Annotated in this window: 17 protein-coding genes; 5 read left to right on the forward strand and 12 right to left on the reverse strand. The window is 29.5% G+C overall.

What is annotated here, in order from left to right; all coding sequences use genetic code 11:
• Both ACQ629_RS11060 and ACQ629_RS11065 read right to left on the reverse strand, forming a co-directional pair.
• On the reverse strand, nucleotides 1-366 hold the full coding sequence (locus ACQ629_RS11060) for an MmcQ/YjbR family DNA-binding protein (RefSeq protein WP_483704914.1): 366 nt from the start codon (nucleotides 364-366) through the stop codon (nucleotides 1-3).
• Entirely contained in the window at nucleotides 366-977 is a 612-nt protein-coding gene (locus tag ACQ629_RS11065) for a DUF4230 domain-containing protein (protein ID WP_483704916.1), read from the reverse strand. Before ACQ629_RS11065 ends, ACQ629_RS11060 begins: the two co-directional genes overlap by 1 nt.
• 701 nt (nucleotides 978-1678) lie before the next feature.
• On the opposite strand from ACQ629_RS11065, the gene ACQ629_RS11070 reads away from it, so the two are divergent.
• The 3 genes from ACQ629_RS11070 to ACQ629_RS11080 are packed head-to-tail and all read left to right on the forward strand — an operon-like array spanning nucleotide 1679 to nucleotide 4787.
• A complete protein-coding gene (locus ACQ629_RS11070) occupies nucleotides 1679-2836 on the forward strand; it encodes an ABC transporter substrate-binding protein (RefSeq protein WP_483704918.1) in 1158 nt (385 codons plus the stop codon).
• 12 nt (nucleotides 2837-2848) lie between these two features.
• Complete coding sequence (locus ACQ629_RS11075) at nucleotides 2849-4381, forward strand: ATP-binding protein (protein ID WP_483704920.1); 1533 nt, start codon at nucleotides 2849-2851, stop codon at nucleotides 4379-4381.
• Complete coding sequence (locus tag ACQ629_RS11080) at nucleotides 4368-4787, forward strand: response regulator (protein ID WP_483704922.1); 420 nt, start codon at nucleotides 4368-4370, stop codon at nucleotides 4785-4787. The genes ACQ629_RS11075 and ACQ629_RS11080 overlap by 14 nt, the downstream gene beginning before the upstream one ends.
• A 451-nt stretch (nucleotides 4788-5238) precedes the next feature.
• On the opposite strand, the gene ACQ629_RS11085 is transcribed toward ACQ629_RS11080, so the two are convergent.
• The 7 genes from ACQ629_RS11085 to ACQ629_RS11115 all read right to left on the reverse strand — a co-directional run bounded on the left by ACQ629_RS11085 (nucleotide 5239) and on the right by ACQ629_RS11115 (nucleotide 12146).
• Nucleotides 5239-5367, reverse strand: coding sequence for a hypothetical protein (locus ACQ629_RS11085; RefSeq protein ID WP_483704924.1), 129 nt, complete (start codon nucleotides 5365-5367; stop codon nucleotides 5239-5241).
• 111 nt (nucleotides 5368-5478) lie between these two features.
• Nucleotides 5479-6750, reverse strand: coding sequence for a hypothetical protein (locus tag ACQ629_RS11090; protein WP_483704926.1), 1272 nt, complete (start codon nucleotides 6748-6750; stop codon nucleotides 5479-5481).
• Nucleotides 6751-6782: 32 nt separating this feature from the next.
• Complete coding sequence (locus tag ACQ629_RS11095) at nucleotides 6783-9203, reverse strand: TonB-dependent receptor (RefSeq protein ID WP_483704928.1); 2421 nt, start codon at nucleotides 9201-9203, stop codon at nucleotides 6783-6785.
• Between the two features lie 548 nt (nucleotides 9204-9751).
• Nucleotides 9752-10015, reverse strand: coding sequence for a DnaJ C-terminal domain-containing protein (locus ACQ629_RS11100; protein WP_483704930.1), 264 nt, complete (start codon nucleotides 10013-10015; stop codon nucleotides 9752-9754).
• A gap of 358 nt (nucleotides 10016-10373) precedes the next feature.
• Nucleotides 10374-10511 carry a DnaJ domain-containing protein gene (locus ACQ629_RS11105; protein WP_483707220.1) on the reverse strand — a complete coding sequence of 46 codons (138 nt, stop codon included), beginning with the start codon at nucleotides 10509-10511 and terminating at the stop codon, nucleotides 10374-10376.
• A gap of 355 nt (nucleotides 10512-10866) precedes the next feature.
• The gene (locus ACQ629_RS11110; protein ID WP_483704932.1) at nucleotides 10867-11190 is read right to left on the reverse strand and encodes a hypothetical protein; all 324 of its coding nucleotides are present in this window, start codon (nucleotides 11188-11190) and stop codon (nucleotides 10867-10869) included.
• Between the two features lie 143 nt (nucleotides 11191-11333).
• Nucleotides 11334-12146, reverse strand: coding sequence for a universal stress protein (locus ACQ629_RS11115; RefSeq protein ID WP_483704934.1), 813 nt, complete (start codon nucleotides 12144-12146; stop codon nucleotides 11334-11336).
• A 618-nt stretch (nucleotides 12147-12764) separates the two neighbouring features.
• Between ACQ629_RS11115 and hflK the strand changes: the two genes are divergently transcribed.
• Both hflK and hflC read left to right on the forward strand, forming a co-directional pair.
• The gene (gene hflK, locus ACQ629_RS11120; RefSeq protein ID WP_483704936.1) at nucleotides 12765-13751 is read left to right on the forward strand and encodes an FtsH protease activity modulator HflK; all 987 of its coding nucleotides are present in this window, start codon (nucleotides 12765-12767) and stop codon (nucleotides 13749-13751) included.
• The gene (gene hflC / locus ACQ629_RS11125; RefSeq protein WP_483704938.1) at nucleotides 13741-14676 is read left to right on the forward strand and encodes a protease modulator HflC; all 936 of its coding nucleotides are present in this window, start codon (nucleotides 13741-13743) and stop codon (nucleotides 14674-14676) included. Before hflK ends, hflC begins: the two co-directional genes overlap by 11 nt.
• 500 nt (nucleotides 14677-15176) lie before the next feature.
• Here hflC and ACQ629_RS11130 read toward each other — a convergent pair whose 3' ends face one another.
• The 3 genes from ACQ629_RS11130 to ACQ629_RS11140 all read right to left on the reverse strand — a co-directional run bounded on the left by ACQ629_RS11130 (nucleotide 15177) and on the right by ACQ629_RS11140 (nucleotide 18515).
• Nucleotides 15177-15659 (reverse strand): hypothetical protein, encoded by a 483-nt coding sequence (locus ACQ629_RS11130; RefSeq protein ID WP_483704940.1) that lies wholly within the window; start codon nucleotides 15657-15659, stop codon nucleotides 15177-15179.
• Between the two features lie 137 nt (nucleotides 15660-15796).
• A complete protein-coding gene (locus tag ACQ629_RS11135; protein ID WP_483704942.1) occupies nucleotides 15797-16870 on the reverse strand; it encodes a response regulator in 1074 nt (357 codons plus the stop codon).
• Between the two features lie 7 nt (nucleotides 16871-16877).
• Nucleotides 16878-18515, reverse strand: coding sequence for a sensor histidine kinase (locus ACQ629_RS11140; RefSeq protein WP_483704944.1), 1638 nt, complete (start codon nucleotides 18513-18515; stop codon nucleotides 16878-16880).
• Nucleotides 18516-18768 lie beyond the last annotated feature (253 nt).

Below are 18768 nucleotides of genomic sequence, written 5' to 3' on the forward strand. Positions count from 1 at the left end.
TTACATCGCTTTTAATTTTTCTTGCAGTTTTTTTGTTAAGCCTTTTACAATTAAATCATAAGAATGATCGATTAATTGAAAAACAAACTCGTCTGAAACATCGTTATTTAAAGTAACGGTATTCCAGTGTTTTTTATTCATGTGCCAACCAGGGTTTATACTTTCATATTCAGCTCTTAATTCTAAAGCACGCTCAGGGTTACATTTTAAGTTGATTTTGGCATCATTTTGTTCCCAACTATTCAATCCGCTTAAAGCAAACATTTTATCCATTACTTTAAAAACGAGTGTAACCTGATCAAAAGGAAAGTGTTCAGTAACTCCTTTTTTAGTAATGCAATAATCTCTAAGCTGTTCTATATGCATTATTTTGATATGTTTTTAGTTGACTCAGGTATTTCTAGCGTAGAGAAATCTAGTTTCCATCCAATAGTTTCTACAAGATTTTGCATTAAAGAAATAGCTTCTAAAGCTTCTTTATTTGCCGTTTGCATTAAGTTGCTTTCAGGTATTTTTTGTAAAATATGTTCTTTAGCTTCTTTGTTTACTGTTGTTAAGTCATCTGAGCTAAACTTGTTTAATAGTCCGTTTTGAATATCATAAAAACGTAAATTAGGTTCTACAGAAAAAACTTCAGGTTGCGGAAACTCCGATAAGATTAATATTTTTTTTTGAGTATCAGTATGCATTTTAATTTTTCTGAAATCAAAACCAATATGAACTTTAGCATTAATTATAATAATAGCTTTTTTCTTACTAGTAAATAAACCTAAAAACTTTTCTTTAGAGTTTTCATGGTGATAAATCTCGGCGAACTCACCTTCGATAGTAATTAATTTAGATACTTTTTTTATTTTATCGAGTAAGATAACAGATTGCTTTTCTGTTAAGTTTCTTTTACTTCTTGAAGAAAACTTATGAAAAATAAAATAAGAGATAATCGTTCCGCCTATTAAGCCTAAAAAAAGTAGTTCCATAGATACGAATTTACGTAAAATACTTTAATTTTATTTGTAATTACAGTGAAATAGTATTGAATAATACAGGTTTAGCTAGCGTTTTGTTCTTTAAAAATAAGAATAATTAGTTGTGTTAATTATTGTAATAGAATGTATGCTTTAGGCTTTAGTATTTTAAATAAATTTAGAATCATTATTTAGATAAAAAATAAAGTTAATATTGCTATATTAGAATAGAAAGTAGTTTTATGAATTGTTTATTTATTTAAAGGGTCCCTCACTTCTTTTATTTAGAGATAAATTAATTTTTGTTGCATAGAGTGTTTATTTTCATTGAGTTAGTTTTAGAAAAAATAATAAGTTAAGTGTTTTCAGTTTTAAATAATTATCTTTGGTTAAAGTGCCCAGTCAGTTGAAAGTATATTAGTTTGATGCTATTGGTTATTATTTTATATTGTAGGTAGAATTATTTTTTTTCCTCCCCTAAAAGAGAATATTTACCATCTTTTTAGTATTATTTATTTCGGTAACTGAATGTATATTATTGTGTTTATAATAAATTATTATGGTTAGGTAGGTTTATTAATTACAGTACCTTTTTTTTTGAAAACCTTCTTTCTTTCAGTTTTATATAACAATAGTAATTGTTCTTTTATCTGTCTAAATAGTGTTTAATATAATTTTTTTATGAAGAATATATAATTATAAATTTAAAATTTATGAATAAGAAAAGCACAAAATCTATCTATTTTATTTTAATGATTTTATTATTGTTTTTAACAAGTTTTAGCAGTTGTAGTAAGGAGAAAATAAAAGAGATAAATATTGGCTATATAGGCCCTTTGTCGGTAAGAGCAACAGATTTAGGTATTGAGCCTTCTAATGCGATGTTATTAGCAATAGAAATATATAATATAAGTAGATCTAAAGACGAACCTAAAATTAATTTATTTATCGAGGATGATAAATGGGAAGAAGAAAATGCAGTTATTGCGTATCAAAATTTGCGAAAAAAGCACAATGTAGATGTGGTGTTTATCAGTAACACAGATGGTACTATAGCTGTTAGTGATAAGGTGTTGAAAGATAAGGTGGTACTTGTAAACCCATTAAATAATGGTGAGTTATTCGGGGCGTTAAATAAAAATACATTCAACATTGCAAAATCTACAGAAGAAGCAAATGGATTAATAGCTATAAGACTTATTGAGTTAGCACATAAGAAAGTGGTGCTTTTCCAATATCCTAATAGTTTCATGGCTATAGCAGCCAAAGAGGTAAAGCGTATTTTAGAAGAGTCAAATATAGAGATTGAAATTATTGTTACCGAAAAAGGGAACACTAATTTTAAGGAAGAATTAAAGAGACTTCAGAAAGAGAACTATGACGGGTATGTGTTTTTTGGTTACAAAGAATTAGGTTTTGCTATGAAACAAGCCAGAGATATGGGGATTACAGCTCCATTTTTTGGATCAACAGTCTTACTTGATCCTCAATTCTATGAAAACTCAGAAGGCGAAATTGTTAATACGGAGTTCACTTACTTTACACCAGCGGATGGTAACTATGTTCTTGCAAGTGAGTTTTTAAAAGCATATGAGAATAAATTTAATAAAAAGCCCTATTCTGTTTGGCCAGCTATGCAAGCTTATGATGCTATGAATATTTTATTGAGTCAGTTGCGAACTATAAATAAAAGCAAGAAAGAAGAAGAGTCTTTTGATGATTGGTTAAGAAAAGCACTTTACGAAGTAAATTATTACCAGGGAGTTTGCGGTAATATTGCTATCACAAAAAATGGAACATCAAAAGGGATTTATTTTTCGTTATACAATTATGAATCAAAAGATAGACCTTTTGTTAAAGTTAAACGATAATGATATTTTAACATGAAAATTAGACAAAAATTAATAATAGCCTTTAGTATATTGATAATTATTGTGTTAGCGGAAGTTGTTCTTAATCAGATAGTTGCTAATCGTGCAAAAGAAACATATCAAGCACTTCATGATAAAATTAATCCAGCAATAATTGTTTTAACCAAATTTGAATCTGTTAATAAAGAATTATATTTATTAACAACTAATAGAATAAAAGGAGATAGTAAAACACAAACGATTAATAGATTTAAAGCAATCATAGAGGTTGAGCTACCATACATTAAAAAAGAATTGCTTCAGTTAAAAGAATATCCGCCAAAAATTATCACAGATAAATCTAATTTAGAAAAACTAATAAAAGATACTGATTACTTAATATATTTATCAACTAAAGTTAATAATTTACTTATAAATCAAAAAAATGATGAAGTGAGGATTAAACTAGTAAAAAATATATGGAGTAATGAAATGGAAGAGTTGTATTTAGTTTTAGATAGAGGTATAAAGGAAATTGGCTTAAATTTTAATCGCTCTTTTAAAACGTATAATATGGAGCTTTCAGATAGTTTAGAAGCGGTGTCTAAAATTATTTTAATTGTGGGTGTTATAGGTGTTTTATTAGGGATAGTTATAACGATGAATATAACTTATACTATTTCAAAGCCTATATATCAACTTAAAAAAGCTGCATTAATGATTAGTAAGGGAAGATTGGATGAGCAAATTGTAATTAAAGGTAAAAATGAATTGGCAGAGTTAGGTAACTTGTTTAACGACATGAGTTCTTCTTTGAATAAGAGTTTTAATAATCAAGAAAACCAAATTAATCAAATTAAGTCAGTAAACAAGGAGTTAGAGCAGTTTGTATACGTGGCTTCTCATGATTTACAGGAGCCTTTAAGAACAATATCTAGCTATATTGGTTTAATAGGTGAATTATACCAAGATCAGTTAGACGATGATGCTTTAAAATATATGAAATTTATTGAGGAAGCATCTGAAAGAATGAAAACCTTAATTAGTGATTTGTTAGATTACTCTAGGTTAGGTAAAGAGAAGGTAATAACAAAAGTGAACTGTAATACAATTGTAAAAAATATTACATTAGATTTTGGATTGTATATAAACGAAAACAATGCTTTAATTAAATATGATAAATTACCTACAATTATAGGGTTTGAGCTTGAGTTAAAACAATTATTTCAAAATTTAATAAGTAACGGTTTAAAGTTTAGAAAAAATGATGTTTTTCCTCAAATAGAAATAAAAGCTATAGATAAACCAGATCATTGGTTATTCTCAGTAAGAGATAATGGTATTGGTATGGATGCAAAGTATTTTGAAAGAGTGTTTGTTATATTTCAGAAATTACATAATATAAGTGAATATAAAGGTACAGGAATAGGGCTTTCTGTGTGTAAAAAAATTGTTGAAATACATGATGGAAAAATATGGGTAGAATCTGAATTAGGAAAAGGAACAACTTTTTATTTTACGATAACTAAAAAATTAATAAAAACAATAAAAAATGAAAAAATTTAATTCTATCTTATTGATTGATGATGATGTAACAACGAATATTTTCCATAAAATAATAATTAAACAAGCTGATATTACACACAATATTCATGCTGTAGAAAGTGGTCAAGGAGGATTAGATTATTTAGCTTCTAGGGGGGATTTTCATTCACAAAAAAATGTGCATCCAAGACCATGTTTAATATTTCTTGATATTAATATGCCTGCAATGAATGGTTTTGAGTTTTTAGAAGAATATAAAAAAATACCAGAAGATCAAAAAGGATTGTATCTAATTGTTATGCTAACTTCTTCTTTAAACCCTGATGATAAAGAAAAAGCAGAAAAATTATTTAATATTAAAGAGTATTTAAGTAAGCCTCTTACAAAAGAAAGTGTGTTGAAAATAAGAGATCAATATCTTTCTTAAGTTTTAGTTGTCGATCTTAAAAATTACAATAATTACTAGCTGACTCAATAATTAACAAGGTTTTAGTTGTGATTGGCATTACATTTAGTCGGGGTGGCAGGATTCGATCCATGCCACTATAGTACAGTGATATCAAGGGTTGCTGTACTTTACTAAAACGGTGTTAACCGAATTGTGAACCTATCTGTTAGGTTGAAATAGTATGTTTTACGTGAACGTTTTTAACAAATTAACGAAATTAATCTTCTTAAAACTAGCTGAATAGCATCATTATTTATGGCTAGTCTACTAAGTAATTTTTCTAAAAATAAAAAACAATATACACTTTCGCATTAATTAAAATAATAGCTTTTTTCTAGCTAGTAAATAAACATAAAAACTTTTCTTTAGCGTTTTCGTGATGATAAATTTCAGCGAATTCTCCTTCGATAGTGATTAACTTTGAGACCTTTTAAATTTTATCAAGTAAGATAACCGATTGCTTTTCTGTTAAACTTTTTTTATTTACTGATGAGAATTTTTGAAAAATAAAATAAGCGCCAATTACTCCGCTTATTAAGCCTAAAAAAAGTAATTCCATAAATACGAATTTACTTAAAATATGGTAGAGAATAAAAATGATTTTATGAATGAAACAAAAGGCTTAAGAAAAGTCTTAAGCCTTTTGTTGGGGGGGAGCAAAGTTTTTTAATTAATAGATACCTATATAAAATGAATCTGCTCCATTATCAAGTTCGGCACCTTTTGTATAGCCATCAGGCGAAGTGCTTTTAGGATCGAAACTATATATGTTCCCTTTTTCACCAAGAGGAGCAATAGCCATATGAAACTTACCGTCTTTACCTAAAACACCAGATTGGTAATACCACATCCATAGGTTAGTAGGAACGTTTAGTTTAACAGCAGTTTTGTTGTATAAATCAATTCTTGTAACTCCCCAAGGTGTTGTTTTATCGCTACCACTTCCTACCGAAGCATCATAATATGGCGCATAAGCAATACCGTTACCAACATAATACCATCCGTTAGCACCAACTTGTGTCATTCCTAATGCAGTAGATAGGTCTAATTGATATGCATCATCATAGGTTCCGTTTTTAATACGAACTAATTTTGCAGGGTTAGAAGTTAAATGATAAATATCTCCTTTTTCATCTACATGATATACAGGAGCTCTGTAGCCATAAGTAGATCCTTTGGCAACTTCAGATTCTAGTAATACAGGGTTTTTTAAAGAAGGATAATCTACAACTAATGTAGTTGCTTTATATTCATCTGTTCTAATATTTTCATCAGTATTTGGATCGTAACCTCTTTTTGCTACACCGTAATAAGCTTTTCCGTTTTGAATTGTTGGGTTGTCGATTCTCCAAATATGTAAATCATCAGCTGTTTGTGGTATTGCTACTTCTTCTTTTTCAGCTAAAGACAAATCTGCAAGTTCAATTCTCTGTAAAATTGCTTTCGCATCTGTATGTGTGTATACGCCATCTTTATATATTTTTTCGGTATTAATGGCGTGTACTAATGCATCATTTTCGTTAAGAACTTTCCATCGAGGGTAAGCGGTTCCCATTGCTACTTGAACACTTGTTTCTTCTAGCTGAGTGTAATTTGAAGCTCCGTTTATTTCATATTTATAAAGTATACCACCACCATAACTAAGGTTGTATAAAAATTTTCCAGAAGGAGTACCGTAAATTCTTGCCGTACGTACAGAAGGAACCTCAAAACCTTCGCCTTTAAAAGAAATAGAGCCTTCTTTTAAATCAGTAAAAGCCTGAACGAAAGTAGCAGAGTTACCTGTAGATCCTACCCCAAAAGCTACATTGTAAAATTCTTGAGTGCCTGTAGGTGTTTTGTCTTCGATAGCATCATTTGATTCGCAACTTGTAAATAAGGTACTTACAAAGGCAGCTGTTAATAGCAATGATTTGCTTATTGATATTAAATTTGTTTTCATAATTGTAATGTATATTTAGATTTAAAATGTGATTAAAATATTGGTCTATACGTAAGTTTTAAATAAAATGACCTGCCTGGTTTTTGCATAGCCCAGTTATCAAAAACTTGCTTATCGGTGATGTTTTTAGCATTAAAACTTACAGCTATTTTGTTGTTAGGAGCTGTGTATGAAAGACCTAAATCATGTAGTGTTTGTGTTGGAATGTAGGCTTTTCCTTTGCTAGCTAAGCTTTCCCAGTTTCTATAGAATTGATGTGTATATCCGAAATTGTAATTGATAGATAGTTTTGAGTTTTTCTTTATAAAGTCATTGAATTTATATTCTACATAAGTATTTGCTGTTAAATACGGAGCATTTCTTAATCGGTCTTTATAATAAATATATTCTGATCCAAATTCATCATACCTTAAGTTATAACGGGCATTAAAATTAGAAAAATTAGAAGTTATAAATAAGCGATTGTTATAGTTGTACTTTAATTCAACATCATAACCAGTACTTTTTACTTTACCTAAATTTTCAAAGCCATAGGTGTCTGAAATACTTCCGCTAATTCCTCTTGTAATCAGGTTTTTTATATCTCTTATAAAGAAATTAGTTTCAATATTAAAATGATGTTTTTTTGCAGTATAAGTTCCTAAAAGAAACCCTAGATTAAAATTCGTACTTGTTTCTGGCAAAAGAGTATAAGTCGGTTGGATGTTATCACTAGTATTTCCTAATAATTCTGAAATACCAGGCATTCGCAATGCTTTTTCAGCAGAAGTTAATATGAGTATTTTTGGAGTTATTGCAAACGAAATAGCTGCTCCATAACCATTGTGACTAATGTCTTTTTTATAAGTAGTAGTAGCAATTTCTTGTCCTACCTTTTTAGGGTCAGATAATTTTACATGTTGCTTGTACTGTTTATAGAAGAGGTTTGTTTTTAGCTTTTTTGCAAAAAAATTACTTTCATAAGAGTAGCTAATTATTTGTTTGGTAAGATATCTTGTATCTGTTAAATCTCTTTCTGCTTGTGGATGTAGTGGATCGTCAATATCTCTTGTAAACCTGTTATAGAAATAATGTAACCCTATTTTATGTTGTGGGTGTAATTGGTAGTAAATACCTGTTCTATTGGCGATATTAATTTCTTTGTTTTTAGCTAATGTAGCATCACCTGCTTCTCCGCCATTACTTTGCCAATTAACGGGATCGCCATTATTGTCTCTTATGATTTTTCCCAGCCAACTATACATATAAGGAACGGTGTCAATTACGGTACGGTTTGTATGAGAAAAAGAGGTAAAGGTGTTAAGAGATAAACCATTGGTTATTATATCTTTTTTTCGGTATTTAAAAGAGAGCATTTTACTAGTACGTTTGCTTTTTCTATTACCATATACAATATCCATAACAGGACCTGTTTGTATATCATTCTCCATGTCAGAGATTATAAAACCTAAGGTAATTTCATCGGCCCATTTTATTGAAGTATAGCCAATGTTTGTTTTTATTCCCTTAGATTTATATTTATCATGAAAACGCTCTGCTCTCACGTATTTTATTTTCCCTGTATTTGGGTTTATAACATAAACGTTATCGCCCCAAACCTCATAATTATTATCTGTACTATTTAAAAAAGTTGAAACATCTATATTAAAGTTTGTTATAGGATTTCTATAGCCACCATCAATATTAACTTGATGTGTATTAAAAGATCCATATGAATATGATGCACTAAGATGTGTACCAATACTTTTTTTAAGAATAATATTAATACCGCCACCCAAAGCATCCTCTGTTAACTCGGCAGGCAAAACACCTTTGTAGGTTTCAATGCGTTCTATCATTGTCGGAGGAATACTTGACAAAGAAAATGACTCACCGTAATTTCGAATCGGAATTCCATCAATAAAAACTCGAACAGAATTGCCGCTTAATCCATTAAGATTAAAGTGTGTGTGTGAGCCAAGTCCTCCACTTTGTCTTATTTTAACGCCTGCTGTTCTACCTAAAATTTCGGTTGATTGTAGGTTTTGAATAGCTAACTTTTGAGTGTTAGCTATAGCAATCGAAAACCCTTTTTCTTTAATGATTTTCCCTTTAGATTTACTAGTTATAGTAACATTATCTAACGTGGCGCTTTCGTTGCTTTCTAAAACAATAGTTAAATGATCTGACTTTTTAGTTAAATCTACTTTTACTGTAATTCCACTTGTTTCGTAGGCTTTAATAAAAACAGTGTATTTTCCAGCAGGAATATCAGAGAAAATAAAATTTCCTTTCTCATCTGTATAGGTGCTTTTACTTATTTGTTTAATATAAACCAAAGCTAATTCAGCAGGGGTGCCATTTTTATAGGCTACTTTACCAGATAAGCTTTTTAACGAAGTCTCTTTTGGTGTTTTACTGTAACAGTTAAAACTTATTAATAAGGATATTGATAGTAAATATAAAGCTCTCAAAATTTATTTAGATTAGATTTAAATAACGAGGCAAATATAATTATTGTTTTTATTTAGATTGGTTAAAAATTAAATATTTTTTGAGTAAATTTTACAAGGGTGTAATTGTTTGTTAATAAGTTGTGTAGTAGGAGTTATTTGTATAAAGGTAGGTTTAAGTTAAGGGGGTGTTTAGTTGTTATATTCAAGTTTAAAGTGTTTTTTAATCTCAATACCTGAAGAATTTCCTATTTTAAGTGCTAATGTAACTGCATCTGAAATTTGTTTTGAAAATAAACTTTACTTAAAAAGATCACTTGCTAAATGCACCATTTGTAAACTGTAGTAAAAATCCATAAAATTACGTATAGGATTAGTTGTATCATACTCTTTGGCATATATGGTTAGTTCCTTAATGATTATTTTTATATATAGTTTATTTATTTACGGTTTGTGCTTCTCTTAAAAATTGTAATTTCTTGAAGAAGTCTTCTTCTTCACTTGTAATGCTTCTTTGGAAGATTTACAAGTAGTTTCACTAATAAATCTCTATATTGTAAAGCCTTTCCTTATATCGGCATTCCTTTACCTTTTAGTTTAAATTTTTTTCCTGTTTCAATTTCTTTAAGTGCTGTAATTTTTATGATTTCTGTAAGTGGTGGAATATCAATTTTTCTACCAAGAATAGCCGTGTGTGTATCTATGTATTTTGTGTATAGTAGATTATCTTCTTTTCTTTGAAATCGAGCATCTGGTTTCACTTTCAAAATAATGTGTAAATCACCTATGTTTCCTCCTTTAAAATCTGGTTGTCCTTTTCCTTTAATTTTCAATTACTGTCTATCATAAGAACCCGGTTTTATGCTAATTCTTAAATTATCATTATTAATTTTAAACGTGAGTTTACTTCCTTGATAGGCTTCTAGAAGTGTGATTGGCACTACTGCCTGAATATCCCCTCCAGATTGTGTAGTTTGTTGGCCTATTGCGGACTTCCCATTAAAAAAAACTCAAAAAAGTTTGAAAATTGTTCTTCAGTAGCTTCCTTACCATAAAAATTGGGTTCGTTTTGATTATGACGTTTTTGCTGACTTTTTTGTTTTACATACTCTTTCTAATCATCTCCTGTGTACTGATATGCCTCCCTATCTGAACCTAAAGCATCGTGCTTTTTGCGTTTTTTCACATCACTTAAAACACTATTTGTCTCGTTAATTTCGTTAAATTTTTCTTCGGATTTTTGGTCATCAGGCTTTTATCTGGAAGATGTTTCGCAGCCAATTTTCTGTATGCTTTTTTAATCTTTTTTACTGAAGCGTTCTTACTGATTTCTTATATTTTATAGTAAAACTTATAGTTCATTGTTAGGAAATTTAGTCGATAGAGAATTTATTAAACAAACTTCTTTTAAGTGATTTACTAGCATCATTTAAAAGCACTTTAACATTTTGAAATAGGCATATTTTATACTTTGAGATTTCTACTATTTTAAGATAGTGCTTTGTATATAATTCAAACACATTTTGCGTTTGCAATGGTAAATTGAGTAACACAAATTATACGTGTTTATAGGGTTTCTTGATGTGAATTTTAATCTATTTTTTACAAGTTCACTTTCCGTATTCTCTAGAAAAACATCTTTTATTGTGAAAGGATTTTTATAATATAAAATATCTGATAATTATTATTTCATAATGAGATTCCCATCAATTTCTGCTGCAAATTGTTCTTCCATTTGATCCCATTCATGTTTAGAATAGTCATCAATATTTTTAAAGAATAAATCATTAAGCTCTTCTTCGTTAATAGCACCTTCTAGTAGATCATTGGTCTTTTTATAGAGCCAAAGATAAAACTCATTTTCATTAGAGACATTTTCAATATGATCGTAGGTTTCAATAAATAGTTGATCTATAAAATCGTTAGGCACATATTTGTTCTTGAGAAAATGATTCTTTAGTATCGCAGTTTTAATCCGTTTAATGATATAGCTTCTTATATCTGGCATTACATCTAATAGTAATATATTAAATGTAACTCTGTTTTTTTCTTTCTTAAACTAAAGTGATTTAGGAAGTTTATGCTTTATAGGTATGCGAAGTTTTTTTTGAATTTTATAATAACTGGTTTGATTTTCCATAGATTTATTATTTAGGCATTAAAAGTCATAATAGGTAATTTTGCATGGATTGAAAGATCTTCAGAAATTCTGTTATTAAAAAAATAACTTAAACCTTTTCGAGAGCTTGCGTTTATAGCAATAAGATCGGCATTAATATCCTCAGCATAATGAATTAAACCATCTTCAAGCGTATGATCAGCTATAAATGCTACTTCTTCTGATTCGCCTGCAGCAGCAAATACACTAACTTTTTTACGAAATTCTCTCGAACTGATAAAGTTCCCGTAAGGTAGATTTAAATAAACAGGACAAATGGTGCTACCTAATTTAGATAGCATTGCTGTTTTCTGTAGATATAAAGATCTACTCTCTGGACTTAAATCTGTAGCTATTATTACCTTTTCTAATTGAAAGTCTTCAGGGTCATTATTTATAATTAAAACAGGGGCTTCACTGTTATGAATCATTCTTTCTGTATTCGTTCCGGCAAATATGCCATTTCGAGCTGTTACACCGTGCGACCCCATAATAATTAAATCTGCCTTTATCTCTTCTGCTAAAACAGCAACTTCTTTATACACTTTATGATGTTTAATTATAGGAATAACCTTTATATCTTTCAGATATTCTTTCTCTAAAAAAGGCTCAAATTGTTTATAGGCAAAAGCAATCATAAATTGCACTTTATTTTCAGTTTCAGTATTAAAAAAAATACCATCAGATAATTCTAAAGTATGTATAACGTGTAGCACTGCTTTGTGTTTCTTAGCTAAAACTGCGCCTGCCTTTAAAGCAAATTCCGATTTCTCTGAAAAATCTACAGGTATGATTATGTTTTTCATCTTTTATATTTTCTTTAGGTTACTAATTTTATTTCGGATAAAGGTGCTAATAAATTGAGCATACTGAAATGACTTGGGTCAGTGCTTTTTTTTTAGTTTTAAGCAACTACTTAATCATTAAACCTTTTAAGATTAAAACAGAATTAATAAAAGTTTTTTAACTATGACTGATACAGGTCATAACTTAAATTGACTTATATAAGTTTCTTTGTCATTAAATAGCAAAACTATGACAGCAAATTTTAAACTAAAACTAGATCAGAATCAAATAAATAATAACCAATTATATAAATGACAAATTATGAAAGTGTTGCTATAAATGATTGCAAACATATTTAATACTATGTTTTATAAGTAGATTTTACATATTTATTATTTAACAGGTTTAACTTAATATCTTATTAGTATTAATAACCTTGTTCCCTATACTTTATATGGGTAAACGTTTGTAGTTTTTATATCTATAAAAAAATAACAAAATGTTAATTCGTGAAAAAAAAGGTATTTACTGTTAGTCTGATGTTTATTTTTTTAAAACTCTTAAATAAAAGAAAAGTATAGGGTATTCTAAACAGGATAGATAAAATGAAATACTATTTATATATAAAAAAAGCAAAAATGAATAAAACAAAATTAAATTTACCTTCGGAATTAGGAAACATACTTAAATACTGGCAGATTATTGTTGTAATACTATTTTTAGCAATCATTTCATGGTCATCAATTTTTCAGATAAGCACTGAGGAAGTAGGTGTTATCACTAGATTTGGGAAGTATGTACGACAAGTAGAATCTGGATTGAATTTTAAAATACCCATAATTGAAGATGTTTATAAAGTTCCGGTAGAAAGACAACAAAAGTTAGAGTTTGGTTTTCGAACCACCAAAGCTGGAATAAATACACAATATAACGAATCATCAAGTACAAAAGATGAATCATTGATGCTTACAGGTGACCTTAACCTAGCAGAAGTACAGTGGGTTGTACAATACAGAGTAGATGATGCTTACAAGAACCTGTTCAAAGTCAGAAACCCTCAGAGTACGCTTCGTATTATTTCTGAAGCAGCTATGAGGCAAATTGTGGGAGATCGCACCGTAAATGAAGTACTGACTGTTGGTCGTACAGAAATAGCAAGCGAGTTAGAGAAACTCATTCAGCAAATATGTAGAGAATATTCAATGGGTATAAAAATAGAACAAGTAGTCCTTCAGGATGTAAATCCACCAGAACCTGTAAAAGCAGCTTTCAATGCAGTTAATGAAGCACAACAAGAAAAAGAAACGTTAATTAACGAAGCTAAATCAGAATACAATAAAGTAATACCCAAAGCAAGAGGTCAAGCAGAAGAAACCATTCAACAGGCAAAAGGATATGCCGCCGAGCGTGTAAATAACGCAGATGGGGAAGCAACTCGGTTTAGGGCCTTGTATAATGAGTTTATTAAGGCTCCTGAGGTAACAAAAAGAAGAATCTACCTTGAAACAATGTCAGTTGTGATACCTAATATCGGGAACGTAGTCATAACTGACCAAAAAGGCAACAATGTTTTGCCTTTATTACAAATGCAGATGAACAAAAAAATAAAAAAAAATGAAAACTAAATCAATATTAATCACAACATTAAGTATTATTATTCTGATAGTTTTAAATAGTAGTGCTTTTGTTGTACAAGAAAAGGACCAGGTGGTAATCACCCAGTTTGGAAAGCCAGTTGGAGAAGCAATTATTGAACCTGGGATATACTTCAAGATGCCATTTATACAAGTTGCTAATTATTTCGAAAAACGTTATATGGAATGGAATGGTGCCCCAAACCAAGTACCAACCAAGGACAAAAAGTTTATTTTCGTCGACACTTATGCAAGGTGGCAAATTACAGATCCTCTTCAATTTTTTAAACGGTTAACGAACGAACGTGGCGCACAATCTCGTATAGATGATATTCTGGATGGAGACACAAGAAATTTTATAGCAAATAACGACATAGAAGAGACTGTTCGTACAAGTAACAGAATACCTGAATCATCCGATACTGAAATTATTGGTGATTCCTTGGCAATGATTTATGTAGGTCGGGATAAGATTCAACAAATGATATTAGAATCTGCTAATAAACAAACTGAGGATCTCGGAATTAAGATACTCGATTTTCGATTTAAACGCATCAATTATGTACAGGAAGTACAGAATCAAGTATTTAAAAGAATGAAAAGTGAACGTTTCCGCATCGCAGATAAATTCCGTTCAGAAGGCCAAGGTGAAGCTTCACGAATTAATGGAGAGAAGGAACGAGAACTTAAAAATATACAATCTCTTGCTTTCAGGGATGCTGAGATGATTAAGGGGGAGGCAGATGCCATTGCAGCTTCAATTTATGCAAAAGCATATAATAAATCGAATCAATCAAGAAATCTTTATGGTTTTCTGAAATCAATGGAAACATTTGAGAAAACTTTTGATGTAAAAACATCCGTTTTCATTTCAACGGATAGCGAATTGTATAAGTACCTAAAAAGGATAGATTAACGTTTTAGAGGGTGCTATTAATTTTTAAATAAGAATTAAATAATGACAACTGACCCAGGTCAGTTATCATTTTAAAAAGTGAGCGTACATTGCAGTATTATTAAGAAATAAGTTCTTTAAAATATAAATTTGAGGATTATAATATCCTATGAATTTTGGAGTTATTAAGTTTTTTTTAAGTCTTTTTTTTATGTTTCTAGAGATATAGATGCTAAAAATTTAAAGTAGCCTTAAACCATATTTAATACCTTCAAGAAAATCGAGATGATGAAAAATCTCGATTTTCTTAAAAAAATGACCTTGGATTACTGTTAAGTAGAAAAGGCATTATGAAGTAACTGATGTTTTTCTTTAAAAACCATTTTTAAAAACTCTCTAGACATAGAGGTTTTTGCTTTTAGGAATTAACAGAGAAAATAATAATATCTTCATAGAAAACGGGAAGCCTTCTTGGCTTCCCGTTTTTATTTTCAATCAATATTAACTTAAATAAGAAAAAGCTATAAATTATCTGTTAATAGATTTAATTCATTTTTAAAACCTCTAAGTATTAGTAAATAGTTGCCTAGCTGTAGAGATTTTAAATAAAAGGTTGTTCTTTCACTATCTATTCCTAAACCTCTTAAAATACCATAAGGACCTGTAGACATAGAACCTATAGTTCTTTTTTCTACTTTTTGTAAAAACGTATTTACTAAGAAACCAGAGATGAAAATGTTTCCAATTTCTGGGTTTAAAAATATACCAAAGTCTGCAGGGAATTCAAATAATTTTTTACATCGTGCCTCTATAGTGTCTTTTACTATAACAAGTTTTTCCTCATTATCGCTACTTTCTTTATTAAACAGACCAATGATAGATATTTGTAGATCACTACTTTTATACTGGTTAATAATTTTCATAGCTCTTTCAACAAGTAAAAAATCAGAATATGACTTTACATAAACATACTTTTCATTCGTACCTTGTATTTTAGATTTCATAATAGTTTAATTATGGCAATATTTTACCTAATGTGTTTCTATTACAAATTTAGAGCTACTACAACCTAATTACAATGACCTATATCACACCTAAAAAACTTAATAATATATATTAAGTCTAAAAGTTTTATATAACACTATTTATTAAAAAGTACTACCTGTTTTAACTTACTCCTATCCAATAAAACTAATCTTTTATCTGATTCTATATTGATTAGTTTTTCTACTTTAAATTCAGAAAGCATTCTAATAGCTGTTTCTGTTGCAGTACCTATTAAACCAGCAAAATCCTCTCTGGGTATATTAATTCCTAAATGATTTTTATCTTTAATCATTCCTTTTGCATCTAACTCTAATAATGCTTTAGCCGTTTTTTGTCTTACAGTTGCAAATGCCATATTTATCAGTTTTTTTTGCAAATCAATCATATTATTAGAAATCATACTGATAAATTTGTTAGAAACAGCTTTGTTTTGATATAGTAGTGTTGTAAAATTTGCTTTAGGTATTTCGCAAATTTCTGCTTTTTCCAATACAGTAGCAGTTTCTGTATATTTTCCAGAATCTCCAAGAAGTGATAGCTGGCCAATAAAATCTCCAGCACCATATAAACCTGTTACAAACTGCTTGCCTGTTTCTGTTGTTTTAAATGTTTTTACATTTCCACTTTGGATAAAGTATAATCTTTGAGCAGCACTTCCTTCTCTAAAAATTTCTTCTTTGTTTTTGTAGTCTTGTAATTCACGGTCTTTAGATAATTCTTTAAGATTTAAGTATTTTGATGCTTCATTCAAAAACGTACTAATCCCTTGGAAGTTTTTGGAGAATTCTTTTTTTAAAAATTTATTTTTTTTAAAACGGCACTCTATAACTTGCAATAGTTCAAATTCTTCAAAAGGCTTTGTTAAATAATCATCTACACCAAGATTCATCCCTTTTCGTATTTCAGATTTTTCAGATTTTGCAGTAAGATATATAAAAGGGATACTTGCTGTTTTTGGGTCTTTATTTAAACCTTTAAATACTTCATAGCCATCTAATTTTGGCATCATAATATCGCATATGATAATATCAGGAATATACTTCATAGCCACCTCTAGACCTATTTTGCCATCTTCTGCAGTGTAAACCTTGTAGTTTGCTAATTCTAAGATTTCTGCAGTGTTTTCTCGTACATCTTGATTATCTTCTATTAAAAGTATTTTTGTCATTATTTTTTTATTTACTATGTTTTGGCCATTGTATTAAAAAAGTTGTGCCTTTATTTATTTCACTCTTAAAATCTATAGTACCATCCATAAGGTCTACGTATTGTTTTACAATATTAAGACCTAGACCGGTTCCTTGAATATTGTTTGCGTTTTTTGCTCTAAAGAAACGTTCAAATAGTTTACTCTGTTCAGCCTTAGGAATTCCAATACCTTGGTCTTGAATTTGAAGAGAGACAAACTGTTTACTTTCTTCAATTGTAATATGTATATCTGTATTTTTTGGAGAATATTTAATTGCATTAGATAATAAATTCATTAAGATAGTACGCACTAGTTTAGAATCTAGATTTAGTAATAGAGGATAATCTGGCGATGCAAAAATTATTTTTTTTCCTATTTTTTTAGTTGTTGACACTTCTTTAATAAGTGCCTTAGAAAAGGTAACTAAATCAAACAGCTCCTTATTCGCTTCAACTTTTCCTTCCTCTAACTTGCCGAGAGATAAGAAATCATTTAAGATAACAACCATATGTTTAACATTTTTCTTTATTTGCATTACGTATTTCTCTCTTTTTTGTTCCTTCCCAGCTTCATTTTGTCTTCCAATAAGGATTGCTGAAGTCTGTATGGCGCTTAAAGGCGTTCTAAATTCATGTGATGCCATAGAAACAAAACGTGATCTCAATTCATTTAATTCCTGTTCTTTTTTTAATGCATTTTTAGCAACGCTTTCAATCTTCTTTTGTATAGTAATATCGCTGTAAACGAATAATGCACTAAATATAATAGAGTCTTTATCAAGTAATGGAATGGTGTTAACAGAAAAATATTGATTTCTGTACATTATTTCGAAACCAAGATGTGCTCCGGCAATGGTTTTTAAAATATCTTTTTTTAGTTTTGTTTTTTGCCCTTCAGAAAAGATGGCGATGTCATCAATAGTTGTATTATCAAAAACCATTTTGTCTAAACCTAATTGTATTATAGCTTCGCCTTCTATAAGTAACATTTCAAAATTTCGATTAAAAACAATAATAAAACCATTTGGGAAATTTTTAGCAATTGCCGAGGATAAAGATTTATTGGCAATAGCACTTTGTTCTGCTTCTCGCGTTTCCTGTATTTGGTCCTCAAGACTCAAATTTGAGGCTACCAATTTTTGAACTGTAGCTGTTAGTTCTTTAGTTCTACAGGCTACTTTATTTTCTAATTCTTCAGAATGAATTTTTAGTTTGGCTTGGCTAACTTTTAGTTTTTTTTCTATTTTATTACGTTCTGAAACATCTCTAACAAAAGCTATTATAACTTGTTTTTGGTCTATTATTGTTGGACTTAAACTTATTTCTAATGGGAATTGAGAACCATCTTTTTTTAACCCCCATAATTCTAGGTTCTGTCCCATTCGTCGTGCTTTTGGTTTTACTATATATCCTTTTCTATGACTTTTATGTTTGCTTTTGAACTTCTTTGGAATAAGAATTTCTATTTTTTTAGCTATAAGTTCTCCTTCTTTATAGCCAAACAATTGTTCACTGGTTAGGTTAGCTTTAATAATGACACCATCGGTGCCAACTACTAAAATACCCTCCACAGATGATTGAAAAATACCTTGAAAAAGGGCTATATCTTGTAATTCTTTACTCATAAGTAGTATGTAGTTATACAGATTAGAATGTATAACAATGTAACCTATTTAAACATGACCTAGGTCATGTTTAAATTATTTGATTTTCAATCATTTAGCAGCCTATATTCTTGTCTTTTCAATTTATAGATAGAATACTTTTACAAGACTAAGTTTTCGTATATAAATCATCCAAACTGATACAGGTCATTCTTTACAACGCCACCTTCTTGTAAATTTACTGCAGTTATAGTATTAATAATCAAATAATTAT

It is taken from the genome of Tenacibaculum sp. SM2510 (assembly GCF_057002845.1).